Annotated in this window: 27 protein-coding genes; 19 read left to right on the top strand and 8 right to left on the bottom strand. The window is 69.6% G+C overall.

The genetic code is table 11. The features are described from left to right. The first annotated feature begins 12 nt into the window (after nt 1–12). The 7 genes from HNR14_RS09435 to HNR14_RS09465 all read left to right on the top strand — a co-directional run bounded on the left by HNR14_RS09435 (nt 13) and on the right by HNR14_RS09465 (nt 5,840). Nucleotides 13–1,059: a hypothetical protein gene (locus HNR14_RS09435; protein WP_179700827.1), complete on the top strand. Its 1,047-nt coding sequence runs from the start codon at nt 13–15 to the stop codon at nt 1,057–1,059. 125 nt (nt 1,060–1,184) lie between these two features. After that, complete coding sequence (locus HNR14_RS09440) at nt 1,185–2,285, top strand: WxL protein peptidoglycan domain-containing protein (protein WP_179700828.1); 1,101 nt, start codon at nt 1,185–1,187, stop codon at nt 2,283–2,285. Next, nucleotides 2,282–3,010 (top strand): hypothetical protein, encoded by a 729-nt coding sequence (locus HNR14_RS09445; protein WP_179700829.1) that lies wholly within the window; start codon nt 2,282–2,284, stop codon nt 3,008–3,010. The genes HNR14_RS09440 and HNR14_RS09445 overlap by 4 nt, the downstream gene beginning before the upstream one ends. Nucleotides 3,011–3,108: 98 nt before the next feature. Continuing rightward, nucleotides 3,109–3,960: a sortase gene (locus HNR14_RS09450; protein WP_343064448.1), complete on the top strand. Its 852-nt coding sequence runs from the start codon at nt 3,109–3,111 to the stop codon at nt 3,958–3,960. A 10-nt stretch (nt 3,961–3,970) separates the two neighbouring features. Next, complete coding sequence (locus tag HNR14_RS09455; protein WP_179700830.1) at nt 3,971–4,852, top strand: phosphate ABC transporter ATP-binding protein; 882 nt, start codon at nt 3,971–3,973, stop codon at nt 4,850–4,852. A gap of 73 nt (nt 4,853–4,925) precedes the next feature. Continuing rightward, nucleotides 4,926–5,252 carry a hypothetical protein gene (locus HNR14_RS09460; RefSeq protein WP_021763514.1) on the top strand — a complete coding sequence of 109 codons (327 nt, stop codon included), beginning with the start codon at nt 4,926–4,928 and terminating at the stop codon, nt 5,250–5,252. Between the two features lie 60 nt (nt 5,253–5,312). After that, nucleotides 5,313–5,840: a DUF6328 family protein gene (locus tag HNR14_RS09465; protein WP_179700831.1), complete on the top strand. Its 528-nt coding sequence runs from the start codon at nt 5,313–5,315 to the stop codon at nt 5,838–5,840. Here the strand turns inward: HNR14_RS09465 and HNR14_RS09470 are convergent. From HNR14_RS09470 to HNR14_RS09480, 3 genes are all read right to left on the bottom strand, one after another. Further along, the gene (locus HNR14_RS09470; RefSeq protein ID WP_179700832.1) at nt 5,794–6,360 is read right to left on the bottom strand and encodes a gamma carbonic anhydrase family protein; all 567 of its coding nucleotides are present in this window, start codon (nt 6,358–6,360) and stop codon (nt 5,794–5,796) included. The genes HNR14_RS09465 and HNR14_RS09470 overlap by 47 nt on opposite strands. A gap of 4 nt (nt 6,361–6,364) precedes the next feature. Next, complete coding sequence (locus tag HNR14_RS09475) at nt 6,365–7,063, bottom strand: methyltransferase domain-containing protein (protein WP_179700833.1); 699 nt, start codon at nt 7,061–7,063, stop codon at nt 6,365–6,367. 143 nt (nt 7,064–7,206) lie between these two features. Then, a complete protein-coding gene (locus HNR14_RS09480; RefSeq protein ID WP_021763510.1) occupies nt 7,207–8,235 on the bottom strand; it encodes a LacI family DNA-binding transcriptional regulator in 1,029 nt (342 codons plus the stop codon). A 218-nt stretch (nt 8,236–8,453) separates the two neighbouring features. Between HNR14_RS09480 and HNR14_RS09485 the strand changes: the two genes are divergently transcribed. The 8 genes from HNR14_RS09485 to HNR14_RS09520 all read left to right on the top strand — a co-directional run bounded on the left by HNR14_RS09485 (nt 8,454) and on the right by HNR14_RS09520 (nt 18,417). Further along, nucleotides 8,454–9,743 carry an ABC transporter substrate-binding protein gene (locus tag HNR14_RS09485; RefSeq protein WP_179700834.1) on the top strand — a complete coding sequence of 430 codons (1,290 nt, stop codon included), beginning with the start codon at nt 8,454–8,456 and terminating at the stop codon, nt 9,741–9,743. A gap of 77 nt (nt 9,744–9,820) precedes the next feature. Further along, entirely contained in the window at nt 9,821–10,741 is a 921-nt protein-coding gene (locus HNR14_RS09490) for a carbohydrate ABC transporter permease (RefSeq protein WP_179700835.1), read from the top strand. Continuing rightward, the gene (locus HNR14_RS09495; protein WP_021763507.1) at nt 10,738–11,655 is read left to right on the top strand and encodes a carbohydrate ABC transporter permease; all 918 of its coding nucleotides are present in this window, start codon (nt 10,738–10,740) and stop codon (nt 11,653–11,655) included. The genes HNR14_RS09490 and HNR14_RS09495 overlap by 4 nt, the downstream gene beginning before the upstream one ends. Before the next feature lie 2 nt (nt 11,656–11,657). After that, on the top strand, nt 11,658–13,583 hold the full coding sequence (locus HNR14_RS09500) for a glycoside hydrolase family 127 protein (RefSeq protein WP_179700836.1): 1,926 nt from the start codon (nt 11,658–11,660) through the stop codon (nt 13,581–13,583). 204 nt (nt 13,584–13,787) lie between these two features. After that, the gene (locus tag HNR14_RS09505) at nt 13,788–15,875 is read left to right on the top strand and encodes an RHS repeat domain-containing protein (protein WP_218875004.1); all 2,088 of its coding nucleotides are present in this window, start codon (nt 13,788–13,790) and stop codon (nt 15,873–15,875) included. Nucleotides 15,876–15,916: 41 nt separating this feature from the next. After that, the gene (locus HNR14_RS09510) at nt 15,917–16,576 is read left to right on the top strand and encodes a TM2 domain-containing protein (protein WP_179700837.1); all 660 of its coding nucleotides are present in this window, start codon (nt 15,917–15,919) and stop codon (nt 16,574–16,576) included. 719 nt (nt 16,577–17,295) lie between these two features. Then, complete coding sequence (locus tag HNR14_RS09515) at nt 17,296–17,784, top strand: hypothetical protein (RefSeq protein WP_179700838.1); 489 nt, start codon at nt 17,296–17,298, stop codon at nt 17,782–17,784. A 312-nt stretch (nt 17,785–18,096) separates the two neighbouring features. Continuing rightward, a complete protein-coding gene (locus HNR14_RS09520; protein ID WP_179700839.1) occupies nt 18,097–18,417 on the top strand; it encodes a hypothetical protein in 321 nt (106 codons plus the stop codon). Between the two features lie 452 nt (nt 18,418–18,869). Here the strand turns inward: HNR14_RS09520 and HNR14_RS09525 are convergent, their stop codons facing one another. Then, nucleotides 18,870–19,916, bottom strand: a complete 1,047-nt coding sequence (locus HNR14_RS09525) for a cupin domain-containing protein (RefSeq protein WP_179700840.1) — start codon at nt 19,914–19,916, stop codon at nt 18,870–18,872. Nucleotides 19,917–20,119: 203 nt separating this feature from the next. Continuing rightward, on the bottom strand, nt 20,120–20,680 hold the full coding sequence (locus HNR14_RS09530; protein WP_179700841.1) for a TetR/AcrR family transcriptional regulator: 561 nt from the start codon (nt 20,678–20,680) through the stop codon (nt 20,120–20,122). A 145-nt stretch (nt 20,681–20,825) separates the two neighbouring features. Here HNR14_RS09530 and HNR14_RS09535 point away from each other — a divergent pair, with 145 nt between their 5' ends. Next, nucleotides 20,826–21,179: a UBP-type zinc finger domain-containing protein gene (locus HNR14_RS09535; protein ID WP_021762571.1), complete on the top strand. Its 354-nt coding sequence runs from the start codon at nt 20,826–20,828 to the stop codon at nt 21,177–21,179. Nucleotides 21,180–21,194: 15 nt separating this feature from the next. On the opposite strand, the gene HNR14_RS09540 is transcribed toward HNR14_RS09535, so the two are convergent. Further along, the gene (locus HNR14_RS09540; protein WP_179700842.1) at nt 21,195–22,232 is read right to left on the bottom strand and encodes a LacI family DNA-binding transcriptional regulator; all 1,038 of its coding nucleotides are present in this window, start codon (nt 22,230–22,232) and stop codon (nt 21,195–21,197) included. Between the two features lie 90 nt (nt 22,233–22,322). Between HNR14_RS09540 and HNR14_RS09545 the strand changes: the two genes are divergently transcribed. After that, nucleotides 22,323–22,784, top strand: a complete 462-nt coding sequence (locus tag HNR14_RS09545) for a GNAT family N-acetyltransferase (RefSeq protein ID WP_179700843.1) — start codon at nt 22,323–22,325, stop codon at nt 22,782–22,784. 4 nt (nt 22,785–22,788) lie between these two features. Here HNR14_RS09545 and HNR14_RS09550 read toward each other — a convergent pair whose 3' ends face one another. Beyond that, entirely contained in the window at nt 22,789–23,079 is a 291-nt protein-coding gene (locus HNR14_RS09550; RefSeq protein WP_179700844.1) for a DUF4287 domain-containing protein, read from the bottom strand. A gap of 132 nt (nt 23,080–23,211) precedes the next feature. On the opposite strand from HNR14_RS09550, the gene HNR14_RS09555 reads away from it, so the two are divergent. Then, entirely contained in the window at nt 23,212–23,406 is a 195-nt protein-coding gene (locus tag HNR14_RS09555; RefSeq protein ID WP_179700845.1) for a hypothetical protein, read from the top strand. Between the two features lie 108 nt (nt 23,407–23,514). Further along, nucleotides 23,515–24,450, top strand: coding sequence for a hypothetical protein (locus tag HNR14_RS09560; protein WP_179700846.1), 936 nt, complete (start codon nt 23,515–23,517; stop codon nt 24,448–24,450). A 6-nt stretch (nt 24,451–24,456) separates the two neighbouring features. Here the strand turns inward: HNR14_RS09560 and rimK are convergent, their stop codons facing one another. After that, on the bottom strand, nt 24,457–25,659 hold the full coding sequence (rimK, locus tag HNR14_RS09565; protein WP_021762618.1) for a 30S ribosomal protein S6--L-glutamate ligase: 1,203 nt from the start codon (nt 25,657–25,659) through the stop codon (nt 24,457–24,459). Nucleotides 25,660–25,667: the final 8 nt, after the last annotated feature.

Genomic DNA, 25,667 nt, shown 5'->3' on the forward strand with positions numbered 1-25,667 from the left:
AAAAGGACGATCATGAAGACATCCAAGATCGCCATCGTCGCCGCGACGATGGCCGCCACCGCGACGCTGGTCGCCGTGGCCGCCGCCCCGGCCCTCGCCGCCACGCAGGCGAACGGCTCCGACGGCCCGGCGTACCTGTTCAACAACGACGCGGGAGACTTCTCCGCCAACGGATCCACGATCCAGTGGTTGGACGACATCTCGCTCACGCCGGTCACCTCCGACCCGTACGCGGCGTTCCAGTGCTCGGCCGACGCCACCGGCTACCGCACGTTCTGGACCGACCCGGGCGGAGAGCGTCAGCCCACCGCGTACAAGGCGTACTCGTCGCTCCTGCCCCTCAACCCGGGCAAGACCGTGATCGGCCCGAACACGCGCCCGCAGGGCCAGCTCGGCGCGATCGCGCAGATCAAGGCCAACGGCGGCAACTACTCGATCGGCTTCGCCTGCCTCAAGGACAACGGCGTGAACCTCGCGGCGAGCGGCGTCTGGTACTTCACGGCGCACATCACCGCGGGCACCGGCGCGTACACGTTCGACGCGCAGAGCGAGACGCCCACCAACCCGGGCAACCCGGCTCAGACGGGCGACATCGCCCTCGAGGCGACCACCGTCGCCGCGCAGGACGGCACCCTGAGCCTCGTCGTCCCCTCGGGCGCCAAGGCGACCCTCGGCACGGCCAGCCTCGTGAACGGTCTGTCGACCTCCACGGGCACCCTGCCGGCGTTCACGGTCGATGACCAGCGCGTCGTCAGCAAGCCGGGCTGGAACCTCACGGCCAGCACGGCGAACTTCGTCAACGGCGCGGACTCGTCGAAGACCATCGACGCGAAGCAGCTCGGCGTGAAGCCGACGATCGCCACGAACCCGGGAGGCGTGGTCGCGGGGACCGAGCACGTCGCCGGAGACGCGACCGCGTTCAGCGGTTTCGCGTCCGCCCCCGCCGGCACCGGAACCGGTGCGACCAGCCTCAGTGCAGACCTGAAGCTCGTCGCCCCGTCCGGCACCCCGGCGGGTACCTACGCCTCGACGATGACGCTGACGCTCGTCTCGAAGTAGCCGTGGGAATCGGGAGGGGCCGTCGAGTGGCGGCCCCTCCTGCCCGTTCCCGCCCCGACAGTCCTGTTTTCACCCAGTTAACGCCGGCGACACACCCCGGCCACCCGGATTCGGATCAATGTAGCGTGCCCTCCACACAGACCCTGCCGCTGCGGCCCGTCCGCGCCGTGGCCGCCCTGCTCGCCGCCCTCGCGGCCGCACTCCTCGGCGTCGGGCCGGCCTTCGCCGACGACGTCGACAGCATCTCCGCCGGACCCGGCGACGACCGCACGCGGCTCAGCTACCAGCTCCAGCCCGGTCAGCACCTCGAGGACGAGTACGTCGTCCGCAACACCGGCACCACGCCGCAGAACGTCACGCTGTTCGCCACCGACGCCTTCAACACCGACGAGGGGGAGTTCGCCCTCCTCGACACGGCGAAGAAGCCGACCGCGGCGGGCACCTGGGTACTCTTCGACGGCTCGCAGCCGAGCGAGGCCTTCGCGCTCGCTCCCGGTGAGCAGCGCACCGTGCCGTTCACCCTCACCGTGCCGGCCGATGCCGGCCCCGGCGACCACGCCGGCGGCATCGTCGTCTCCAGCCAGAAGGGCGACGGGCAGATCCTCGTCGACCGCCGTGTCGCCACGCGCCTCTACGTCCGCGTGCCCGGCGATCTGCAGCCCGCGCTGACGATCGCCAACGTCTCCGCCGACTACCAGGCCGAGTGGAACCCGTTCGCCGGCTCCACCGCCGTCACTTTCACCGTGCGCAACAGCGGCAACGTCGCCCTGGGCGCCACGATGCTCGTCGGCGCGAAGGCGCTCTTCGGCATCCCCGCCGGCACCGCGGTGCGCCAGGACCTGCCGGAGCTGCTCCCGGGAAGCACCCGCACCCTCACCGTCGTGGTGCCCGGCACCGCGCAGGTCGGTTACCTCAACCCGTACGTGCAGCTGCAGCCGGCCGTCGAGAAGGACGCCCTCAACCCGGGTCCGCTCGCGCTCGTCTCCCGCGACACCGTGATCGCGGCCGTGCCGTGGTGGATCCTCGTGCTCGCCGCCCTCGTCGCCGGCTTCTTCCTGTTCCGCCGCTGGCGCCGCCGCAGCGACGGCAAGCGCGCCGAGGCGTGGATCGCGTACACCGAGGAGGAGGCCCGCCGGAAGGCGCGCGAAGAGCAGGACGGCGCCGGCTCCGTCGAGGCGGAGCCGGTCACCGCCTCCACCGCTCCGGGCGAGGACTCCGGCCGATGAGACGCACCGCTCGCACCCTCGCCGCCGCCGTCGTGCTCGGCCTCGGGATGCTGCTGGCCGGCGCGGGCGCGGCCGCGGCCGACGACGGCGGCATCGGGATCTCGATCGACATCCCGTCCACCGGCGACGCCCCGGCCGGCGGGACCGGCGGGACCGGCTCGACCGGCACCGGCGGCTCGGGCTACCCCGACACGACCGCCCCCACCGACGCGCCGCCGAGCGACGTCGCGGCTCCCGGCGCCACCCCCGCACCGGCCGTCGTCGTCGACAACGGCCCGTTCAATATCGGCGGCCTGAACGCGAAGTTCGTCCCGTCCCTGAACCCGGGCGCGGGGAAGATCGTCGTCTCGTTCTCGGTCCACAACGGGTCCGCCTCCACCTGGTCGTCGACCGTCCGCGTCTGGCTGACCGGCCCGTTCGGCAACCCGCTCGACGACTCCGGCGAGGCCGCGGTCACGAACCTCAAGCCCGGCTCCACCATCACGTACAGCCGCACGCTGACGGGAGTCGGCCAGTGGGCCGTCGTCACGGCGCACGCGAAGTTCACCCCGCCGGCGACCATCGACGGCATCGCGACGAAGCCTGCGCTGCGCGAGGCGACGGTGTTCGCGTTCCCGTGGCTCGGGAGCGTGGGGGCCGTGCTGGCCGCCACCGCGCTCGCCATCCTGCTCGCCCTCCGCGCGTCCGTCTCGGTCCCGGTCGCCGTCGCGGCGGTGCGGGTATGAGCCGGACCGTCCACGGGCAGAAACCGCCGACACCCCCGAAGCCACCGAAGCCCCCGAAACCGCCTCGTCGTCCGCCCGCGCCCCCACGCGAGCCGGTCGTGCAGACCCCGCGGCAGCGGCTCGTGCGCGGGATGGTCGCCCTCGGCGCGACGCTGCTCATCGCCTTCGCCGCGAACATGCTCCTGATCAGCCACCTGCACCACCTGATCGGCCAGCAGATCGCCGGCGACACCTTCCGGGAGCAGCTCGCCGCGGCGACCGCGCCGGTCAGCGAGGGCACGACCGACGACGTGCTCGTCTCCGACGGCGCCCCGGTCGCGAAGATCTCGATCCCCTCCATAGCCGTGTCGGAGTACGTGCTCGAGGGCTCGTCGTCCGGCGTGACCGCGGACGGCCCGGGCCACCGCCGCGACACGGTGCTGCCCGGCCAGCCCGGCACCAGCGTGATCCTCGGCCGGGCCGCGGCCTACGGCGGCCCGTTCTCGCGCATCCAGGAGCTCGCTCCCGGCGCGACGATCAACGTGGTCACCGGCCAGGGCAAGAGCGTCTACCGGGTGATCGGCGTCCGCTACGCCGGCGACCCCGACCTCCCCGCGCTGCGCGGCACCCAGGCGCGCATGACGCTCGAGACCGCGCGCGGCCTCCCATACGTGCCGGCCGGCGTCGTGCGCGTGGATGCGGAGCTCGTCACCCCGGCCAAGGACCGCGGACTACGTCAGACCACCGCCAACACCCTCCCCCTCGCCGACCGCGAGCTCGCGAGCGATCCGAGCACGGCATGGCTGCTCGTGTTCGCGCTGCAGGCGCTGGTCGCCGCGCTGCTCATCGGCACGCGCGCCCTCGACCGGTTCGGCGCCCAGCGCACCTGGATCGTGTTCGCCCCCATCCTGGTCGCGGCGGGCGTCATCGCCGCCGACCAGGTCTCCCGCCTCCTGCCCAACCTGCTCTGAGAGAGAACCCATGTCCGAGCTCTTCGCCCCCCTCGACCGCACGGCCGTCCTCCCCGCGCCCGGCGGCCTCCCGGACCAGACCGCACCGCTCCCGCTGCTCGCGCCCCTCCCCGGCGAGCTCGCCGCCCTCGAGGCGCGCGGCATCACCGCCTGGTTCGGCGACCACCAGGTGCTCGACCGGGTCTCGCTGACCATGGAGGCCGGCGAGATCACGGCGCTCATCGGGCCGTCCGGCTGCGGCAAGTCGACCTTCCTGCGCATCCTGAACCGCATGCACGAGCTCATCCCGAGCGCCTCCCTCGCGGGCGAGGTGCTGCTCGACGGCGACGACATCTACGACCCACGCAAGCGCCTCGTCGACGCCCGCAAGTCGATCGGGATGGTGTTCCAGAAGCCCAACCCCTTCCCCGCGATGTCAATCTACGACAACGTCGTCGCCGGCCTCAAGCTCACCGGCACCCGCGTGAGCCGCGACCAGAAGGACGAGCTGGTCGAGTCCTGCCTGACGAAGGCGGGTCTCTGGAAGGAGGTCAAGGATCGGCTGCGCTCGCCCGGCGGCGGCCTCTCCGGCGGCCAGCAGCAGCGCCTGTGCATCGCGCGCTCGCTCGCGGTGAAGCCGCGCGTGCTGCTGATGGACGAGCCGTGCTCGGCGCTCGACCCCACCTCCACCCGCGTCATCGAGGAGACCATGCTGGAGCTCGTCTCCGAGGTCACCATCGTGATCGTCACCCACAACATGCAGCAGGCCCAGCGGGTCTCCAGCAGCTGCGCGTTCTTCCTCGCCGCGGGCGGCAAGCCCGGCGCGATCGTCGAGCACGGCGACACGGAGGCGATGTTCTCGAATCCTCTCGACCCGCGAACGTTCGACTACGTCAACGGACGGTTCGGATGATCGCGCTCTCACGTCGATACAGTTCTGGATCGAAAACGGGTGCAAATCAGCCGTTTCGTGCGATCCTGGGGATATGAAGGATTCTCAAGGTAGCGAGGCGGCCCAGCCGGCCTCCGCGCACGGCCCCGGTCGTGCGCCTGCAGGAATCCCGCTGACCTTCCGCCTGGGCGAGCGGGAGTACGCGGCCCTCGTACGCATCGCGCGCCATCGGGACACGACGGCGGCCGGCCTCGTCGAGCAGCTCGTGCTGCACGCGCTGAGCAAGACCGACGTGCCGCCGCCGGCCGAGTCGCATCCGGCCCGCAAGCACACCACGTACGAGGAGGCGACCGCCGGCTTCCGCCAGGACGCCCTGCACGTCGCCCCCGCCCCCGAACCGGAGCCCGAGCCGACGGCCTGAGCCCGCCTCCGCCCCGTCGACGCCCTTGACCCGCGCGTGGAACCCACGGATGCTCGTCTCATGGACGAACCCCGCGCGACCGACGACCGCGACGTCGATCCCGATGACGGACGACTCGAGACCGCGAGCCAGCGCGCCGACCGCAACTGGAACGAGCTCCTCCAGGAGTTCCGCGTCTTCCAGACCGGCACGCAGATCGTCGCAGCGTTCCTGCTCACGCTGCCGTTCCAGCAGCGCTTCCGCGAGCTGCCGCCGTTCGACGTCGGCGTCTACCTCGTGCTGGTCCTGCTCGCCGTGGCCATCACCCTGCTGGCCCTCGCGCCGGTCGCCCTGCACCGCCTCCTCTTCCACCACCGGCTGAAGGAGGAGCTCGTCGCCTACGGCAGCCGGCTGCTGATCGTGTGCCTCGCGGCCGCATCCCTGCTCTTCACCGGGATCGTGATGTTCATCGTCGACTTCCTGCTCACGCCGGGCGCGGGCATCGTCGCCGCGGTGGCGGTATTCGCGGTCGTCGTGGTGCTGTGGATCGCGGTGCCGCTGGTCATCCGCCGGCGGGCTCTCCGTACGCCGCACTCTGGCGCCGCATGATCTCGCGCATGGATGTGCCGCGCGGCACCCCGTACATGAGACCGGGGAAGTCGAGGGTGCTCTGCACCTCCCACAGCTCGTCGTGCCGGTCGGGCGAGAAGAGCTGAGCCGGGCTCCCTGCGGCGATCCAGCCGATCGGGACGACCGAGTCCGGCGGCAGCACGGAGCCGGCGTGCAGCACCGCGTGGATGCGCAGTTCCGAGCGCGCGCCGACCACCGCGCCGGCGAAGACGCACGAGCCCGTCGCGATGAAGGCCTCGTCCTCGATGCGCGCGCCGGTGAGGTTGGTGTGCGGGCCGATGAGCACGGCGTCGCCGACGAGGAGGGGATGGCCCGGCCGCCCGCGCAGCACGGCGTGCTCCATCACGAGCGAGTCCTCGCCGATCGTGACGGGGCCGCGCGTCCCGTCGACGACCGCGCCGGCGAGCACGCGCGCGCCCGGTCCGAGGGTGACGTCGCCTGTCACGGTCGCGGTCTCGGCGACCGAGGCGGACGGGTGGATGACCGGGCCGGATGACATGGGGTCAGTGTAGGGGCGCGGGCCGCTCCGCAGCGGAGTCGCCGCCGGTGGTCGGGCCGGAGGTCAGCTCGGCGATCAGCAGGTCGTCGGCCCCGTCGGCCCACCGGTCGTGGCGGGCGACACGCAGCCCGACCGGCGCGAACGTCTCGTCCAGCACTTCCGGCGTGCGGAACGGCTCGTGGTGCAGCATCGCGCTCGGCGGCGCGGCGCGATGGCGGGTGGGATCGAACGCGACGAATGTCGCCGTCACCACCCGGCCTCCCGGCCGCAGCACGCGCGCCCACTCGCGGATCGCGGCCGGCGCGTCGGTGAACAGCTGCAGGCCGGTCACGCAGGTGACGAGGTCGACGCAGTCGTCCGGGAGGGGGAGGGAGGCGGCATCTGCCTCGACGAGCTCAGCCTCCGGCAGGTGGGTGCGCGCCACCTCCAGCATCCGGGGCGCCAGGTCGACGCCGATCATGCGGCCGTGCGCGCCGCGCTCGCGCAGGCCACGCAGCACGAGACCGGTGCCCGTGGCCACGTCGAGCACGTCGCCCGGGCCGCCGCCCGCATCCCCCGCCAGCACGAACTCCGCGACGGCGTCTGCCAGCCCCCGGTGCATCGCGCTCTCGTCGTAGGTCGGTGCGCGGTCGTCGAACCGCCGCCGCACCTCGGCGCGCGCCTCCTCGGCGGTGGGGATCTGGTCATCGTCGGGCGCGCTCACGCGCCCAGGCTACTCGCCGGCCGCCTTCGTGGCTGTGGCGAACGGAGGGCGACCACGGCCCGGCGGCCCCTGATCTCCTCCGTTCCCTGCGACACGCCGCGCACCGTGGCCAGATCTCCTCCGCTAGCCACGCGCCCCAGTCGCTACAGGTGCGGGATGGTCGACCCGCGGATCACGAGCCGCACCGGCAGCTTCTCTGTCCCGGGCTCGAGGCCGCGGCCGTCGATCGCGTCGAACAGGCGGCGGGCGGCGAGCCGGCCGAGCTCTTCGAGATTGTTGTCGACGCTGGTGAGCTCGGGCCGGGAGTTGGTGGCGAGCACCTGCCAGTTGTCGTAGCCGATGACGGCGACGTCGTCCGGCACACTGCGGCCGTGGTCGCGCAGGGCGTCGATCACGCCGCGGGCGATCTGGTCCGACCCGCAGACGACGCCGTCGATGTCGGGGTGGCGGCGGAAGAGCAGGGTCGCGGCGTCGCGGCCCCAGCTCTCCGTCCAGCTGGCGAACATCGGCTCGGCCGGCGACTGCAGACCGGCGTCGGCCATGGCCTCGCGGAAGCCGATGGCGCGGTCCTGGGCGGCCGCATAGGTGGGGTCGCCCGTGATGTGGACGATGCGGGAGCGCCCGCAGGTCACGAGGTGCTCCACGGCCATCCGGCCGCCGACGCGGTTGTCGGGGGTGAGCGAGTGGTCGGCGGGGTCGTCGGAGGGGGAGTACGCGTAGACGACCGGGACGGGGAGCTCGTGGCCGAGCGAGGGCCGCGGGTCGGTCTGACGCCCCACGACGATGATCCCGTCCACCCGCCGGTTCAGCAGGGCTTTCAGGTGGTACTGCTCGCGGATGGCGTCGCCGCGTGCGTCGCACAGGAACACGTTGACCTGGCCGGCGCCGAACGCGTCCTCCGCGCCCATGAGGATCGGGATGACGAAGCGGCCCTCGAGGTCGCTCGTCAGCAGCCCGACGGTGCCGGTGCGTCCGGCGGTGAGGCTCTGCGCCAGCGCGTTGGGGGTGAACCCCACCTCCTCGGCGACGGCCAGCACGCGGGCGCGGGTGCGCTGGGCGACCTCGTCGCGGCCGTTGATGGCTTTGGAGGCGGTGGCGATCGAGACGCCCGCCAGGCGTGCCACGTCGCCGAGCGTCGCCGCGCGGCCCGTGCCGGTGCTGCCGTCGGCCATCGCGCCCCCTGTTCGTTCGATGCGTCGGTCGTGTTTTCCGAGGTTTTCGGTCGTTTCGAAACCATACACCCAAGTTCTGCTTGACAGACAAGCGGACTTCGCGGTTGACTGTCCACCACATTCCGAAACCCGTTTCGGGAATTTCACCAGCCGATGACGTTACCCGCACCACTCTCAACGATGAGCACCGACTCAATGAAGAGCACCGAGGAGATGCAATGACAGTATTCACTCGTCGCACGCGACGCCTGGCGGCCGTAGCCGTCGCCGGCGCGCTGGCGATCACGCTGGCCGCCTGTTCGGGCGGGGGCGGATCATCCGCGCCCCAGTCCATCAGCAAAGACGGCACCGACGACGGATCCAAGATCACGCTCTGGACCCGCGCACCCCTGGAGAAGCAGGCAAAGCTCCTGGTCGAGGCCTACAACGACAGCCACAAGAACCAGGTCGAGCTGACGGTCGTCCCCAACGACGACTACGTGGCGAAGGTGGGCGCAGCAGCCGGTTCGGGCGGACTGCCCGACCTCTTCGCCGCCGACATCGTCTACGTGCCCAACTGGGTCAAGCAAGGCCTCTTCCAGGACATCAGCTCCCAGATCGACGGCCTCAGCTACAAGGACAGCATCAACAAGGGCCACCTCAAGGCGGGCACCGCCGACGGCAAGGAGCACGTGCTCCCGTTCGTCCTCGACCTCTCGATGATGTTCTGGAACAAGGAGCTGTTCAAGGAGGCCGGTCTCGACCCCGAGAAAGCCCCGGCCAACCTCGAGGAGTACGCCGACGCCGCCAAGAAGGTCCAGGCCCTGAACAAGCCAGACACCTACGGCACCGCGACGGGCCTCGCCTGCGGCGGCTGCCTCGTCTTCACCTGGTTCCCGAGCGTGTGGGCCGATGGCCAGCAGGTCATGAACGACGAAGGCACGAAGTCCCTCCTCGACAGCGACACCGCCAAGGGCGTCTACAGCACCTGGCAGGACATGTGGAAGGCGGGCGCCGTGCTCCCGGCCTCCAAGGACGAGACCGGTCCCACGTGGACCGCGGCGTTCACCGAGGGCAAGGTCGGCGTCATGATGTACCCGGCCACCCTGCTCTCGTCGACGACGTTCGACGTCGGCGTGGCGGGCATCCCCGGCCCCAAGGGCGGCGGCTCCACCTTCGTCGGCGGTGACGGCATCGGCATCTCGAAGGACTCCAAGAAGTCCGCCCAGGCGTGGAACTTCCTCAACTGGATGATGTCGGAGGACGCCCAGGTCGGCGTGCTGGCCAAGGACAACGACGTCGTCTCCCGCTCCGACCTCGCCACGAACCAGTACTCGGAGAAGGACCCGCGCCTGGTGACGATCAACGAGGTCGCCGGCAAGGGCGAGACCCCGTTCTCGCTCAACTTCCAGGAGGCGTTCAACGCACCGAACAGCCCGTGGCTGACCCTCATCCGCAACGCGGTGCTGGGCGACGGCAACTCGGTCGACGCCGACAACAAGGAGATCACCTCGGTCCTCTCGCAGTAGCGGACCGACCTCGCGGGGCGGGCGCCGTGCTGCGCGCCCGCCCCGTCCCCTTCCTCCCTCCCGACGAAAGGCTCCCCATGACCGCCGGTGCAACGGTGGCCCAGCGGCCCCCGCGTCCCGCCCGCTCGCGCAAGCGCGGCTCCGGCCGCTGGCTGGGCTGGCTCTACGCCTCCCCGACGGCGCTGTTCGTCGTCCTCCTCTTCCTCCTGCCGCTCCTGCTGGTGCTGCAGATGTCCGGCTCGGACTGGCCGCTGCTCGGCGGCAACCAGGGCGTGAACTTCCCCGACAACTACGTCAAGGCGTTCAGCAACCGGTTCTTCATGGCGTCGGTCGGCTTCACCCTGCTCTACACCGTCATCACGACGGTCATCCTGCTCGGCCTGGCCCTCGGGCTCGCGATGCTGGTGCAGGAGTCGTCGCGCTGGAAGGGCTTCCTGCGCACGGCCATCCTCATCCCGAGCGCCCTCGGCCTCGCGTCGGCGTCGCTCCTCTTCTACGTGCTGTACTCGCCGATCGCCGGCCCCTTCGCCGACCTGATGAAGGCGTGGGGCTTCACCTTCCTCGGCACACCGGAGGGTGCGCTCTGGTCGACCGTGTTCCTCATCGTCTGGCGTTACGCCGGCTTCTACATGCTGCTGATGCTCGTCGGCCTGCAGGGCATCCCGGAGGAGGTCTACGAGGCCGCCCGCATCGACGGCGCGAGCCGCTGGCAGACCTTCCGCGGCGTCACCCTGCCCCTGCTGAAGCCGACGCTCGCCCTCACCACCGTGCTGTGCGTGACCGGCTCGCTGCTCGCGTTCGAGCAGTTCTACATCCTGACCAAGGGCGGCCCCGACAACAGCACGATCACCGTCGTGCAGCTGATCTACAGCGTCGCCTTCCAGGGGCCGAACAACCTCGGCGTCGCCGGCGCCCTCTCGGTCATCGTGCTGGTCGCCCTCATCATCGTGAACATCGCGCAGATCCGCGCGTTCGGCCAGAAGGAGGACGCCCTGTGAGCGCCGACACCCTCGCGCGCCAGACGGAGTCCGGCCGCGGTTCCGCGACGCGAGCCGACACCCGCGGCTCCGCCCGCCGCCGCAAGCCCACCCGGCTGCTCGGCATCGCCACCCGCACCCCGTACTGGGTGCTGACCGGCGGCCTCGCCCTCATCTTCCTGTACCCGCTGATCTGGACGGCGGTCTCGTCGCTCGCGCCGCGGGCCGGCACCAGCCAGACCGAGGGATGGGGCCTGGGCAACTACGCCTCCCTCGCCAACTACCAGGCCGGCATCTGGGTCTACATCGGCAACTCGCTGTTCGTGTCGCTGCTGACCGTGCTGCTCACGCTCCTCGTGTCCCTGTTCGGCGGCTACGCGTTCGCACGGTTCCGGTTCCCGGGCCGCAACGTGCTCTTCATGGCCACGCTGGCCATCCTGATGGTGCCGTACGCGACGCTGCTCATCCCGCTCTACGTGCTGCTGAACCTCGTCGGCCTGTCGAACTCGCTCGTCGGGGTCGCCCTGGTGCTGACCATGTTCCAGCTGCCGTTCGCGACCTTCATGATGCGCATCTCGTTCGAGTCCATCCCGAAGGAGATGGACGAGGCCGCGATGGTCGACGGCTGCTCCACCTTCGGGGCGCTCTGGCGGGTGCTGCTGCCGGCCGTGAAGCCGGGGCTCATCACCGTCGGCCTGTTCGCCTTCCTGGCCGCGTGGAACGACTTCATCGCGCCGCTCATCCTGATCAACGACTCCAACCGGATGACGCTGCCGCTGGCGGTCTCGAACCTCCGCGGTCAGGTGCAGGGCGTCGTGGATTACGGCGCTACCGAGGCCGGCGTGATCGTGCTCGCGCTGCCGTGCGTGCTGCTCTTCCTGCTCCTGCAACGACACTACGTGCGCGGCTTCCTGTCCGGCGCTTTCAAGGGATGACCATGACCTTCGATCAGACCACCACCGCCACGCTTCCCATCGCCCCGGCGGTCCCGTCGACGGGACGGCTGCGCCCGCTCGGGCTGGGGGAGGTGCGCATCACCGATGGCCATTGGGCCGACCGGCAGCGTGTGAACGCGACGGCGACCCTCGCCCACATCGCGCACTGGCTCGAGCGCGAGGGCTGGCTGGGCAACTTCGACCTGGCGGCGAGCGGAGCGCTCCCCGCGGGCCGTCGCGGTCGCGAGTTCGCCGACTCCGAGGTCTACAAGTACCTCGAGGCCGTCGCCTGGCAGCTCGGCCGCGACGACGACCCGGAACTGGAGGCCCGCTTCCGCCGCACCGTCGCCCGCGTCGCCGCCGCTCAGGAGGCCGACGGCTATCTCGACACCAATTTCGGCCGCCCCGGGCAGGGGGCCCGCTGGTCCGATCTCGAATGGGGGCACGAACTCTACTGCGCCGGTCACCTCTTCCAGGCGGCCGTCGCCCGCGAGCGCACGCGTCCGGGGTCGGACGACGGCCTCCTCGGCGTCGCCACCCGCCTCGCCGACCTCGTCTGCGACGTGTTCGGCCCCGACGGCATCCCCTCGGTCTGCGGGCACGCGGAGGTCGAGACCGCGCTCGTCGAGCTCGGGCGCGTGACCGGCGAGCGCCGCTACATCGAGCAGGCCCGCCTGTTCGTCGAGCGCCGCGGCACGGGGGTGCTGCGCGACATCGAATGGGGCCGCTCCTACTACCAGGACGACATCCCGGTGCGGGAGGCCGACGTCATGCGCGGCCATGCCGTGCGCGCCAACTACCTCGCCTCCGGTGCCGCCGACGTCGCGGCCGAGACCGGAGACGCCGAGCTCTCGGCTGCGCTGCGGCGCCAGTGGGCGAACACCGTCGCCCGTCGCACCTACGTGACGGGCGGCCAGGGATCGCACCACCAGGACGAGGCGTTCGGCGACGACTTCGAGCTGCCCTCCGACCGGGCGTACTCCGAGACCTGCGCGGGCATCGCATCCGTGCAGTTCAGCTGGCGGATGCTGCTCGCCGAAGGGGATGCGGCCTACGCCGACCTCGTCGAGCGCACCCTCTACAACGTGGTCGCGACCTCCCCGTCCGCCGACGGCACCGCCTTCTACTACGCGAACACCCTCCACCGCCGCACCCCCGGCGAGGCCGCCGACCCCGACGTCGTCTCCCCGCGCGCCGAGGCCTCCCTGCGCGCGCCCTGGTTCGAGGTCTCCTGCTGCCCGCCCAACGTGGCGCGCACGCTGGCCAGCCTCGACGCCTACCTGGCGACCGCCGGCCACGACGGCTCGCTGCAGCTCCACCAGTACGCCCCGGCGCGCATCCGCACCGTGCTCGGCACCGGCCAGGAGGTCGCGCTCACCGTCGCGACCGAGTACCCGGCCGACGGCCGCATCGCCGTCACCGTCGAGAACGACGCGACCGCGCCCTGGACGCTGCAGCTCCGCGTGCCCGCCTGGGCGACCGGCGCCACGCTCACCGTCGACGGAGAGACGCGGGAGGTCGCTCCCGGCTACGCCGAGGTCCGCCGCGCCTACCGGGCCGGCGACGTCGTGACCCTCGACCTGCCCGTCGCCCCGCACTTCGTGCGCGCCGACCCCCGCATCGACGCCGTGCGCGGCAGCCTCGCCGTCGAGCGCGGCCCCGTCGTCTACGCGCTCGAGTCGGTCGACCTCCCGGCCGGCTGGGAGGGCGTGGACGACGCCGTGCTGGATGCGGAGGTCGCCCCGCGCGACGCCGACGGCCGGGTGCTCGTCCGCCTCGCGCACCGCGTCTCCGGCGACGGCCCGTGGCCCTACGCGACGGCCCCCGCCGGCTCCGCCGCCGAACCCGCCGACGTCGCCCTCGTGCCGTACAACGAGTGGGCCGAACGCGGCCCCTCGACGATGCGCATCTGGATCCCGGAGAGCTAGGGGTTGCGGGGCTGCTGCGTTCCGGGGCTGTGCGCGGATGCGGTAACAGCCCGCTGGGCCAGCGCCGTACTGACCTAGAAGGTCCGGTCTACTCAATTCCATACCGATAGGTACTGAACCCTTCCGATCTGCATCGAGCGCGTCCTCCGGCTCCGCCAGGCTGACGCTCGTGAATTCTCGGGGGCGTGCAGGCGGTCGTGTTCGTTGGGTGCTGGGAGTCGTGGCGTCGATCCCACCGGCGTCTCCGGCTGGACGTACGACAAGGACGGGCGCACGACCTCCCAGATCGACCAGCGGGGTGGCCATCTGAACACGGCGTACGACAAGGCCGGCCAGGTCGCGTCGATGACGCTGCCGACCGGGCAGAAGCTCGATTACACCTACGACGCCGCGGGCAAGGTCACCTCGCAGACCTCGCCGTGGGGTGGTCTCACCTATGCGTGGGATGCTGCGGGTAACCTCACCGACCTCGCCCGCTCGACCGGCGTCGCGACGAGCTACGCGTACGACGCCGTGAACCGTGTCGTCGATGTCCTCCACACCACGCCTGCGGCGGCCGCGCCCGCATCGCCGTCACCGTCTCCGAAGCCTGCTGCGTTCGCCGCGAGCGACGTGCAGGCGGAGAAGTGTGCGACGGTCGCCGGCTACCTCAGCACGCGGTCCGCGCCCGCCGCCGGCGAGAGCGGCATGTGCAAGCACACCAACACCTACCTGAACGGCCGCACCGTCCCGACGCCGGAGAACCCGGTGGCTGACGGCGGCGCGCTCCGCTACCAGTACGGGTACGACCCGGACGGCAACGTGACGAAGGCGACCCGGACGATCACCCCGGCGCCGCCGGTCGCGTCCGTGACGGACAGCTCGGGGCAGCCGTCGAGGCCGGCGCCTGGCGTGCCGTCGGCCGAGGTGCCGCCCGCGAAGGTGGCGTCCACCAGTTACGGTTACGACGGTCTGGACCGCTTGACCTCCTCGAAGACGACCTCCGGCGAGAAGAACACCTACAGCTACGACCCGGCGGGCAACCGGACCGGGTGGACGCGTACGGCCGCGAAAGACGGCAACTTCTCCCAGAATGCGTCGTTCAACAACGCGAACCAGCTGACGCAGTCGGTCACGTCCGGTTCGGGTCGTGGGGTGTCCGGTGGTGTGGCGTCGTATTCGTATGACGGTGCTGGGAATCGGGTGTCGCAGTCGGTGGCCGGTGTGGGGACGTCGTTCTCGTTCAACCCGTCCGGGCAGGCGACACAGGTGACTCGTGACGGCCGGTCGACGTCGTATGCGTATGACGGTCTCGGCCGTCAGGCGTCGAGTGCTGATGAAACGAAGTACGGCACGGAGACGACTTCGAACGTCTACGCGGGCACTTCTCTGATCCAGTCGACGAGTTCGACGCAGGGCACAACGACGCTGGTGCGGGATGCGGCTGGCTCCCTGGCCGAGCACGTCACCGCATCCGGGGAGGCGACCTGGGATCTGTTGGATGGGCTGGGCTCGACGATCGCCGGCGTCACAGGTGGGTCGATCACCCAGCTGGCGTCGTATGACGATTGGGGTGCCCAGGACTTCGAAACGGGTGGTTGGTCGGCTCCGGAGAGTTACACCGGTCACGCTCAGGATGCGACGCAGAGCCTGATCCACACGTTCGCCCGCAGCTATGACGTGGCGACGGGGACGTGGACGAGCCCGGACACGTGGCGGGGGCTGCTGACGCAGCCGAAGTCGCTGGCCCGGTACCAGTACGCGTTCACCAACCCGATCACCAACTGGGACCCCGACGGGCATCTCTGCGCGAAGCGGGGCAGCACCGACGCGCTCCCGCTCGGATGTGGGGCTCCGCCGCACCAAGCGTCGGCGAACGTGAACATGCCGCCTTCTAACCCGCCGAGCACATCGTCGAATCCGAGCAAGCCGACATCGAACGGGCCGAATGACAAGAACGACCTACCAGACACTCATGGGTGCCCCGAAGGCAAGGTGCGGTATATCAGCCCATACGTGAGCCCACAGTGCGTCGACGCGAAGAATCTCAAAGACTCTGAGCAACGGGCGCGCCTCTGGCTTGAGTGCAACAAGTTGTGTGGAGACGCGTGGATAGCCTTCATCGACGTTGTGGTGGATGGGATTGGTGTCGTTCCTGGTCTAGTGCTCTGCGGGACTTCGTTGCCCGTCGGTGGCGGTGCTTGTCTCAATCTCGATTCGCAAGATGTGGCATCTTTCCTCGATTCGCTATACGGCTGGCAGGATGCCGAATATAAGTTGTGGGCGGACCAGTTGGCCCGTTGGAGGAGCTAATCGTGCAAAAAACTCAAACTCCTACAGCATCCGCTCGGGAGGTGGCGATCCTCAACCTCGCCATCTGGGGGCTCATCGCGGCCGCCACCCTACATGCGGCGGGCCTGGCGATCACACTCGTGGTATTGGACTGGAACTCGGTTCTGGGCAGCATCAACCTCAAAGCGATCATCCTGATTGTCCCAATCGTGTTGGGGTGTGCGTTTTCAGCGGGCGTGTTGGTCGCTCTGCCGATCGCGATTGTCTGTGAGTTGGTTGCGAGGAGCGGCAGAGCAGTAACTCTCGCTCTCATCCTCGTCATCCTCAGCGTCCTAGCGATTCTCCTCTTGGGCTGGCGCGCGATCCCAACAGCGGTCGTGTACATTCTGGCGTCGCTTCTTGTATGGCGATTGAAACCTCTACTGAAGCTCGAATCAGGCGCTTCGCGACGCTATTCGACTGCTGTGGGTTACGTTCTTCTCATCGCGGGCGGAATCCTTGGCGTTCACAACTACTACTTGTCGCGGGCGTGGGCGGGAATTCTTTACTTCACTTTCCTTTTGCTCGGCACCGCCGCGCTGGGCACCTTTTTTACGTACGTCTTCTTTCTCCTTCTTGGCGGCCTCTTGGTCGCTGACGCAGCGCTGATGCCGTCGCGAATTCAACGCCTTCGACGGCAATGGGGATCGTCGCCGCAAGCAGGACGAAGACAGGTGTTCTGATCCTTTGGGGTCGCGAAAGGTGGGGTTGAGTTGAAGGCGAATGAGATATGGGAGTGGCAGGATCTACTGCCCGGAAGAACGGGAAAGCAGGGGGCTCGCTTCTCGCTCGTTGGTTTCGATTGCACTGGCGATCTGTTTTCGTGGATCCGCGGCTTGGACCGTGCTGGACTATTGGTCCAGGAGGCGTCGGTGCAGGGCCAAGCTCGCGAAATCTAGATGAGTCGTCGCAAGGTTCGTTTCAGCACCCCCATAGTTGGTGTCGGAGTGATCGCGCTCTACGTGCTTCGATCCGCGGAATGTGACGGGGTTGCTCAGTGCGTCCGAGTTCCAGATCTGGGACGGGAATCTGCGAGCAACGCAGCTCTGGGCCATTCCGTCCACCCGGATCGCATCGGTCGGAAAGGGCGAGTATTTCGTGGGGATGCGGAACTGGCCGACCGTGACCCTCAGGATCGACGATGTCGAAATGAGGCTGTGTCCCCTGGCGCCGTCCTGGTACAGGATCGGGCCGATGTCGCAGAAAGACCAGCAGCAGTTGTCCGATGGCGTCCGAGCCTGCCTATCGGTCCCCGACACGGATGGGTCCGTTTGATGAGTGCAGCAGGCTTTGCGAAACGTCCCTCGTTAGGGCCGATGTGGCGCTTGCTCATCGCCGATGCGGGGTTCCTGTCGGCACCATCGGGAAATCGAAGCCAATCAGTAGAAATCGAGGAGACACAGTGATCTGGCCTGAGTGGGCGGGGGACATCCCGACGTGGGTGACGACTGCAGCGGTGGGATTCGCTGGCGCGCAGCTCATGGTTGATCGTCGTCGCCGTCGGGCTGAGGAGAATCGCGAGGCGAAAGCTCAGGCGTCGAAACTGTCTGCGTGGGCGGTGTCCGATCGGGGCGCGTCCCCGCTCGTGTATGGGGTGGTTGTCAGCAACCGCTCGGGGTCCACCTTTCACGAGGTCACGGTCATCGTCAAGATTCACAAGAAGCAGGCATCGAATGCCATCCATTTCGCGGTGCTGCCACCGGGTGATTTCTTCGTCGAATACCTCAAGGACGGTGAGTGGGAATTCGCTATCGAGGCGAGTGAGCATTGCCGGAACCTTCGGCCGTATACGCGTACGGAGGGCTACCGGGTGCTTTCGATCGCGTTCACCGACAACCTCCAACAACGTTGGTCTGCCGACGCGCACATGGTGTTGCAGCGCGCCGAGTGAGCGAGACACTCGGCGCGCTTCGCCGTCGAAGTCATCGCTCCCGGAGACTTGGTTATGGGCGGAGCGGGGAATGTGGATTCGTCTTTCGGCGTCGATCTGCTGGCTACTGTGACTCGGACATCTCTCTCGAGATGGGTACGCCGCCGCTCCGGCACTTTTGGACTGGTGCTTGCTTTGATCGGAGCAACGGGACTGTGCACAGTTCTTCTGGGCACCTTGTTATGGGGTTGGGCTGGCGAAAACAGAATCGGCGCTTTAGCTGGGTTCGGCGGGGTGCCTTGGCGTCGCATCAGATGGAGACGAGGTATCCACGTGATTTATGTCGGCCTGATACTTGCAGTGTTTGCTGTCTTTGCCGGTGCGATGATCTGGCGAATGGAAGTCCTCCGACGCCGAGCTTTGCCTTCGCCAGGACTGACAGGAATTGTCACGAACAAGCGCTTCGCTCAAGAATCCGGGACCCTGGGAGGCGCGCCACTTGGGACCTACCCGGTGCGCCCGCTCGCGGTGTCGTCGGCAAGCTTCGTCCTTACCGTCGCCACAGCCAAAGGCGAACGCCAAATCGTCGTCGATGAGTCAACCTTCTCGAGCGTTGAAATTGGCGACGAATACCCGCACCCGCAACAGAATTGAGCGACGGCAGGGCGTCTCGTAGTGACTATCCGGCTGGTTCTGACGTATTGCTCCGGTGCGCTGTTACTTGATTGGGGTGCAGCAATGCCCGGAGCAGGCAGAACTCCGATTGAGCTTTCAAAGAGCGATGCAGCATCGGTGCGCGATTTCGCCCGGTTGATTCGCACGACGGACGCCCAACCTCGTAGCTAGACTGCACGGTCTACGTAAAGTGCGCCGTCCGCTCACGCAATTCGACCGAATGCGGATGCTCGGATTGCGGCGATGCGCTTTGCTTGACAGCAATCCGGCGCGCGAGCGGCGGGTACAGGGGGACACGGGGGAGCCCTGTGGCATCGAAGTACCTTCGAAATGCGAGCGAGGGGGACCACCTGGGGCGGTGGCTCGGTCGCAGCCACAGGGCTCACGCCCGTTTCCTCCGAGCGGGACTTCCGCCGAGGGTCTAGCCGCCCTCAGCCCTCCCCCTCCACCGGATCCCGCGGGTTCGACCGCGCCACGATCAGCGGGTCGACCGGCGTGAACGGGAAGGTCGGCAGGTCCCGCTCCGGCACCTTGAAGGCCGCCGAGAGCACCTCGCGCGAGAAGGCGGAGGCGGTGGCGCGGTAGCCGACGTCGCCGGGGGTGGGCTGGTCGAAGAAGATGAGGAAGCGGATGCCCTCGTCGCCGAGCGCCTCGATGTGGTGGGGGTAGGCGCGGGGCACGAAGTAGGCCTCGCCGGGGTGCAGCTCGTAGGTGTCGAGGGTCCCGTCGGGGTCGAGCACGGTCATGCGGGCGTGGCCGCTCTGCACGTACCCGAGCTCGCCGGTGACGGGGTGCCAGTGCGGTTCGCGCATCCCGTTGCCGCCGATCAGCAGCTCGTACATCGAGAGGTCGTCGAGCGCGGCCCAGAACTGCTTGCGGGCGAGACGGGCCTTGCCCCACTCGTACGACAGGGGCGCGTTCTGGCCTTCTATGTCGAAGAGGCGGGCGTTGGGGAGGCCGGCGGTGTCCGGGATGCGCGCGGGGCCGTCGCGGTGCACGATCTGCGAGGAGTGCTGGCGGTCGAAGGCGGCGAACGCGGCCGAGGGGAGGTCGTAGGTGTTGCCGAGCACCGCGTCGGACATCGCATTGACGCTGTCTTGCAGCGAGAAGTGCTGCGGGCGGTCGGTGCGGAGCGCGGCGATGATCTCGGCCTCCCCGTCCCCGACGTTCTCGATGTGATAGACCGCTCCTGACTCGACGTGGTACATCTGGCCGGTCTGCACGACGAAGGTGGAGAACGAGTCGCCGTTGCCGAGGGTGGAGACGAGCACGGTGCCCTTGACCACGTAGGCGATCTGGTTGGCGTTGACGTTCCACTGCGGTTCGCGCACGGCGCCCGGCGCCAGGGTGATCCGCTTGACCGAGAGCCCGGTCAGGATGGGCAGGGAGCTCGACGTCACCTGGGTGATGCTGCCGAACTCGTTCTCGAAGACGCCTTCGCCGCCGATCAGCTGCGCGACGTGCCTGGACTCCGACATTGCGACCCCTTGTCTCCCGGGCGCTGCTCCGGGCTTCCGATGCGGTGCGTACAGCAGGAGCGTAGGCCCGCGCCGACGGGGCGCGGCAGCCCTGTTCGTCGCATCCCGCTTCGACAACTGTCGAAAACGGCGTCCGCACATTTGGACCGAATGTCGCGAATAGGGCGGCGAAAGGCGACATTCGGCACAAATGTCGGCAGGGGTTACGCCGGGATCGCCTCGGTGGCGGCCCGGGCCGTGCTGCGGAGGCGCCGCTCGCTGACGCCGAGCCGGCTGAGCTGGATGAGGCCCTGCGAGAGCGCGACGATGTGCGCCGCGAGGCTGTCGGCGGAGGGATCCTGCGGCAGGCGCTCGCGCACAGCGGCCTCCATCGCGTCCACCGTCTCGCTGCTGATGCGCGTGACGTCGGGATGGTCGGCGGCGAGCTCGCCGATGCTGTTCAGCATGAGGCAGCCGCGCCGGTCGGGCTGCCCGGCGCAGTCGTCCACGATGGCGGCGAGCATCCGCTCGGCGACGTCGCGGCGGGTGCCGTCGCCGTTCGCGACCGCGGCGCGCACGATGGCGACGCGGTCAGCGCAGTAGCGCTCGAACGCGGCGAGGAAGAGACCCCACTTGCTGCCGTAGGCGGCGTAGATGCTGCTGGTGCCGACGCCGCTGGCGGCGGCGATGTCGCTCAGCGCGGTGGCGGCGTAGCCGCGGCTCCAGAAGACATCGGTCGCGGCGTCGAGGAGCGTCTGCTCGTCGAATTCACGTCGTCGGGCCATTTCGGCACCATAGCACCGGGACACGCGACTCGACATTCGTCGCAACCGCTGTCGACATCCCGCTCTGCCGCGAACGCCGCGACCGTTGTAGCTTCGGCATGTGGCGGAGGACCTGCTCGCGCTGCCCGCACCTCGAGGAGGAACCATGACCGACACCAGCCGCAACGGCATCGACCCTGCCGTTCCGCCCTCCGGCCCCGGCTGCGTGGAGTGCACGCGCGACGGCTCCTGGTGGTTCCACCTCCGCCGCTGCGCGGAGTGCGGGCACATCGGATGCTGCGACCAGTCGCTCGGCAAGCACGCGACCGCGCACGCACGGGAGTCCGGGCACCGGGTGATCCAGAGCTTCGAGCCCGGCGAGGACTGGTTCTGGGACTACGTCACCGACCGCTTCATCGGCGGCCCCGAGCTCGCCGCGCCGCACAGCCACCCGCTCGACCAGTCCACTCCCGGCCCCGCCGAGCGCGTCCCCGCCGACTGGCAGCGGCTGCTCGCCTGATCCGGCCCGAGCAGCTCAGCCCGCGGGTGCGGTGGAGTCGCGGGTCACGAGCCGGCACGCCACCCGGTGCGACCCGCTCCCGGGGCGACCGTCGATCGCCTCGACGAGCAGCTGCGCGGCGACCCGGCCGACCTCCTGCAGTTCCATGTCGATCGTGGTCAGCGGAGGCCGCGACTGGGTCGCCAGCGGCTCCCAGTTGTCGTGCCCGATCACCGCGATGTCGTCCGGAACCGTCCGGCCCGTCTCGTGCAGCACGTCCAGCACCCCGCGGGCGATCTGGTCGGACCCGCAGAGGATGGCGTCGACCTCCGGAAAGCGCGTGAGCACCGTGCGGGCGGCACCCCGCCCCCAGACCTCGCTCCACGCGCCGTAGAGCGCTTCGCCCCCGAGGAGCTGCAGGCCCGCCTCGCCGAGCACCGCGGCCGCGCCGGCGACCCGCTCCCGGGCGACCTCGTACGTCACGTCGCCCGAGATGTAGGCGATGCGCGAGCGGCCGCAGGCGAGCAGGTGCTCGGCGGCCATGCGACCCGCGCCGAGGTTGTCGCTCACGACGGAGACGTCACCGGGGTCGGTCGAGGGTGCGTACGCGTAGACGACGGGCACCGGGAGGTCGTGGCCGATGGAATCGCGCGGGTTGGCGGAGTCGCCGAGCACGATGATCCCGTCCACCCGCCGCGACAGCAGGGCCCGCAGGTGGTGCTGCTCGCGGATCGCGTCCCCCCGCGCGTCGCACAGGAACACCGACATGCTCCCTGCGCCGAAGGCGTCCTCCGCGCCCATCAGGATGGGGATGGAGAACCGGCCGTCGAGGTCGCTCGTGATGAGCCCGACCGTGCCGGTGCGCCCGGCGAAGAGCCCCTGCGCGAGTGTGTTCGGCGAGAAGTGGAGCTGCTCGGCCGCCCGCTGGACGCGCTGGCGGGTCTCCTCGCGCACGTGCTCCCGCCCGTTGAGCGCTTTGGAGGCGGTGGCGATCGAGACGCCCGCGAGCGCGGCGATGTCCTTGAGGGTCGCCGGCCGGTGCGGGGTGGCGACGGCAGCCTCCTCGTCCGTCATCCGGCCATGATATCCGCCGGGGATCCGTGGCATCCTGTCCCCGAACGGGATCGCCCCACGGATCCACTCGACGACGAGAAGAGGACGCGCATGCCCTGGCTTCCCCGCACCTTCGAGCACCCGCCGCGAGCGGAGGTCGGCTCCACCCACCATCTGCGGCCGATCGCGCCCGGCGACGTCGACCTCGACCTGGCCGCGGTGATGGGTTCCCGCGAGCGGCTGTTCGCGATCTACGGCGAGCACTGGGGCTGGCCGCCCGAGGGCATGACGCGCGAGCAGGACCTCGAGGACCTCGAGCACCACGCCGCCGAGATGCGCACGAACGAGTCGTTCAACTACGCCCTCTTCGACGACGCCGAGACCCGTCTGCTCGGGTGCGTCTACATCGATCAGGCGGACGACGAGGCGCACGATGCGGTCGTGAGCTGGTGGGTCGTGGATGCCGAGGCCGGCGGTCCGCTGGAGGCCGAGCTGGCGACGGCGGTGCCGCGCTGGCTGGCGTCGGAGTGGCCGCTGCAGCGGGTGCGTTACGGAGTCTGGGCGGGCGAGTAGCGCGTCAGCTCGGCTTGGTGGCGGCGCCGTCGAGCCACAGCGTCTCGGACTCGTCGGAGTGGGTGCCCTCGGTCCCGACGTGCTTGCTGCTGATCTGCGGGCCCTTGGTGATCACGTGGACCAGCGCCATCCCGTGGCCGCGGCCGAGGTCGTAGTCGTCCTTGAGCCACGCGAGGATGTCGCCGGCCTTCGTGCCCGGTGCGTCGAGCCCGCGCTCGTGGGCCAGCTCGATGAACTGCCGCGGGGTGAGCCCCGTCTTCGCCTCGATGTTGTCGAGATACGCCTGGAACGACATCGTCATCCTCCGTGGTCGGGGTCGTCGTGGTCTGTCGAGCTTGCCGGACGCGCGCGGGTCGCGGCAACGAAAACGGAGAAAATCCCGATGCCGACTTGCGCGACGGCACGGGGAGGGACGACAGTGGCACACATGCCTCCCGCTTCGACGCCCGGTGGCATGCCCGCGAGCATGCCGCTCGTCGTGCCGTGCCCGCGCTGCGGCGGCCGCATCGTCGTGATCGGCCGCACGGTCGGCGACACCCTCAAGCTGACCGCGGGCGGCACGTGCACGGAGTGCGGGGGCGCCGTGTACTCGGCCCTCGACGTCGAGAACGCCCGGCGGTAGCGCGGCCGCGCCTCCTCCCGCCCGCAGCATTCGCGCCGAATGTGGCGAATGCGGCGCCGTTTCCCGACATTCGGCACGAATGTCCGCGGGCTGAGTACCATGTCGGCCATGACCGCCATCGACTGGCTGCTCGACGCCGACCCGGCCCTCCGCTGGCAGGCCCTGCGTGACCTGACGGACGCGACCGATGAGGAGGTGGCGACCGAGCGTTCGCGCGTCGCCCTCGAGGGCTGGGGTGCCGAGCTCCTCGCTGCGCAGGATGCGGACGGCCGCTGGGACGGCGGCACCTACCGCCCCGGCTGGGTCGACGAGAGCCGTCCGTTCTTCGACGCCTGGACGGCCACGCACTTCGTCCTCCAGCAGCTGGCCGACTTCGGCGTCGACCCGGCCGCTCCGGAGGTGCGGGAGGCGATCGCGCGCGTCCGCGAGAACGTGCGCTGGGAGCATGCGGGCGAGCGCTACTTCGACGGCGAGGTGGAGCCCTGCATCAACGGGATGGCGCTCGCCGCGGCCGCCTACTTCGGCGAGGACGGCTCCCGCATCGCCGCCACCCTCGTCGACGGTCGCCTCGCCGACGGCGCGTGGAACTGCTGGGCCGAGTACGGCGCCCGGGTCTCGTCGTTCCACTCGACCATCTGCGTGGTCGAGGGCCTCGCCGCCTGGCGGGGCACCGGCCGCGCCGACCCCGCGGTCGCCGAGGCGCTCGCCTCCGGCGAGGAGTACCTGCTCGAGCGCGGGCTCTATCGCCGCCGGTCCACGGGGGCCGTCGCCGATCCGCGCATGACGATGCTGTCGTATCCCGTGCGCTGGTACCACGACGTGCTGCGCGGGCTGGAGCATTTCCGCACCGTCGACCGGCGCGATCCGCGCCTCGCCGACGCGGTCGACCTGTTGCGCGGCAAAGCCGACGAGCGCGGCCTCTGGCGGCTCGAGAACCACCACGAGGGCCCAGCATGGAACGACTGGGGCGAGGGGGAGGGACACCCGAGCCGTTGGATCACGCTGCGGGCGCTGCGCGTCCTCCGCTGGTGGGACGGCGCCTGACGCCTCTCACGACGCGGCTTCGGTCTCGGGCAACGGCTCCTTGGGCAGCTTGCGGACCTTCGCGCGGCGCTTGCGGCGGTCGGGGATCATCGAGCGCATCTCCTCCAGCTTGCCGAAGCAGAGGAGGCGGTCGCCGGGCTCCAGCAGCACGCCGCTGCGCGGGTTCGGGATGACGGAGCTGCCGCGGTGCACGGTCAGCACCGTGATGTCGCGGTCCCACAGCCCGGACTCCTTGATCGTCTTGCCGACGAGGTCCGCGTTGGTGTGCACGAGCAGCTCGGCGACGCCGTAGCCGGTCGAGACGGTCAGGCGCTGACGCACGTCGATCTCGGGGAAGGCGACCTGGTTGTCGATGAAGTCGATGATCGCGCCGGCGACGTCGAGGCCGGTCGCGCGCTCGATGCCCTCGAGCCCGGGGGACGAGTTGACCTCCATCACGAGAGGGCCGTCGTTGCCCTCGAGCATGTCGACGCCCGCGACGCGCAGGCCCATGATCTGCGCCGAGCGGACGGCCGCCTGCTCGTACTCGGGCGTCAGCTCCACCTTCTCCACCGTGCCGCCGCGGTGCACGTTGGAGCGGAACTCGTCGCCGTTCGCGATGCGCCGCATCGCCGCGACGACCCGGTCGCCGACCACGAGGGCTCGGATGTCGCGCCCGCGGCTCTCGCGGATGAAGCTCTGGATGAGCACGTTCTGCTTCGTCGAGTGCAGCGTCTCGATGATCGACTCGGCGATCTTCACCTCGGGCGCGAGGATCACGCCGATGCCCTGCGTGCCCTCGAGCAGCTTGATGACGACCGGGGCGCCGCCCACCTGCTCGATGGCGCGGCGCACGTCGTTGCGGTTGTTGACGAACGTCGTGGCCGGCATCTGGATGTTGTGGCGGGAGAGGATCTGGCTGGCCCGCAGCTTGTCGCGGGAGTTGGTGATCCCGTTGGCGGTGTTCGGCGTGTAGACGTCCATCTGCTCGAACTGGCGCACCACGGCCGTGCCGAAGTAGGTGATCGAGTTGCCGATGCGGGGCAGGATGGCGTCGTAGTCCGAGAGGAGCTTGCCGCGATACTGCAGATCGGGCTCGTCGCCCGAGAGATCGATCGCGAAGCGCAGGGTGTTGAGCACCTTCACCCGGTGGCCGCGTTGCAGCGCTGCCGCGCGGAGCCGTTGCGTCGAGTAGGCGTGCGGGGCGCGCGAGAGGATGGCGAGTTTCACCGGTGCTC

The organism is Leifsonia naganoensis (genome assembly GCF_013410615.1).
In the GTDB taxonomy this organism is placed as follows: domain Bacteria; phylum Actinomycetota; class Actinomycetes; order Actinomycetales; family Microbacteriaceae; genus Leifsonia; species Leifsonia aquatica.

Coding starts and splice junctions, on each gene's coding strand:
- HNR14_RS09465 (WP_179700831.1), top strand. CDS start 5,313: ATGGACGAACCCCGCGCGACCGACGACCGCGACGTCGATCCCGATGAC.
- HNR14_RS09525 (WP_179700840.1), bottom strand. CDS start 19,916: ATGTCGGAGTCCAGGCACGTCGCGCAGCTGATCGGCGGCGAAGGCGTC.
- HNR14_RS09550 (WP_179700844.1), bottom strand. CDS start 23,079: ATGTCGTTCCAGGCGTATCTCGACAACATCGAGGCGAAGACGGGGCTC.
- HNR14_RS09560 (WP_179700846.1), top strand. CDS start 23,515: ATGACCGCCATCGACTGGCTGCTCGACGCCGACCCGGCCCTCCGCTGG.
- HNR14_RS09545 (WP_179700843.1), top strand. CDS start 22,323: ATGCCCTGGCTTCCCCGCACCTTCGAGCACCCGCCGCGAGCGGAGGTC.
- HNR14_RS09485 (WP_179700834.1), top strand. CDS start 8,454: ATGACAGTATTCACTCGTCGCACGCGACGCCTGGCGGCCGTAGCCGTC.
- HNR14_RS09535 (WP_021762571.1), top strand. CDS start 20,826: ATGACCGACACCAGCCGCAACGGCATCGACCCTGCCGTTCCGCCCTCC.
- HNR14_RS09480 (WP_021763510.1), bottom strand. CDS start 8,235: ATGGCCGACGGCAGCACCGGCACGGGCCGCGCGGCGACGCTCGGCGAC.
- HNR14_RS09540 (WP_179700842.1), bottom strand. CDS start 22,232: ATGACGGACGAGGAGGCTGCCGTCGCCACCCCGCACCGGCCGGCGACC.
- HNR14_RS09530 (WP_179700841.1), bottom strand. CDS start 20,680: ATGGCCCGACGACGTGAATTCGACGAGCAGACGCTCCTCGACGCCGCG.
- HNR14_RS09460 (WP_021763514.1), top strand. CDS start 4,926: ATGAAGGATTCTCAAGGTAGCGAGGCGGCCCAGCCGGCCTCCGCGCAC.
- HNR14_RS09455 (WP_179700830.1), top strand. CDS start 3,971: ATGTCCGAGCTCTTCGCCCCCCTCGACCGCACGGCCGTCCTCCCCGCG.
- HNR14_RS09470 (WP_179700832.1), bottom strand. CDS start 6,360: ATGTCATCCGGCCCGGTCATCCACCCGTCCGCCTCGGTCGCCGAGACC.
- HNR14_RS09500 (WP_179700836.1), top strand. CDS start 11,658: ATGACCTTCGATCAGACCACCACCGCCACGCTTCCCATCGCCCCGGCG.
- HNR14_RS09445 (WP_179700829.1), top strand. CDS start 2,282: ATGAGACGCACCGCTCGCACCCTCGCCGCCGCCGTCGTGCTCGGCCTC.
- HNR14_RS09435 (WP_179700827.1), top strand. CDS start 13: ATGAAGACATCCAAGATCGCCATCGTCGCCGCGACGATGGCCGCCACC.
- HNR14_RS09490 (WP_179700835.1), top strand. CDS start 9,821: ATGACCGCCGGTGCAACGGTGGCCCAGCGGCCCCCGCGTCCCGCCCGC.
- HNR14_RS09555 (WP_179700845.1), top strand. CDS start 23,212: ATGCCTCCCGCTTCGACGCCCGGTGGCATGCCCGCGAGCATGCCGCTC.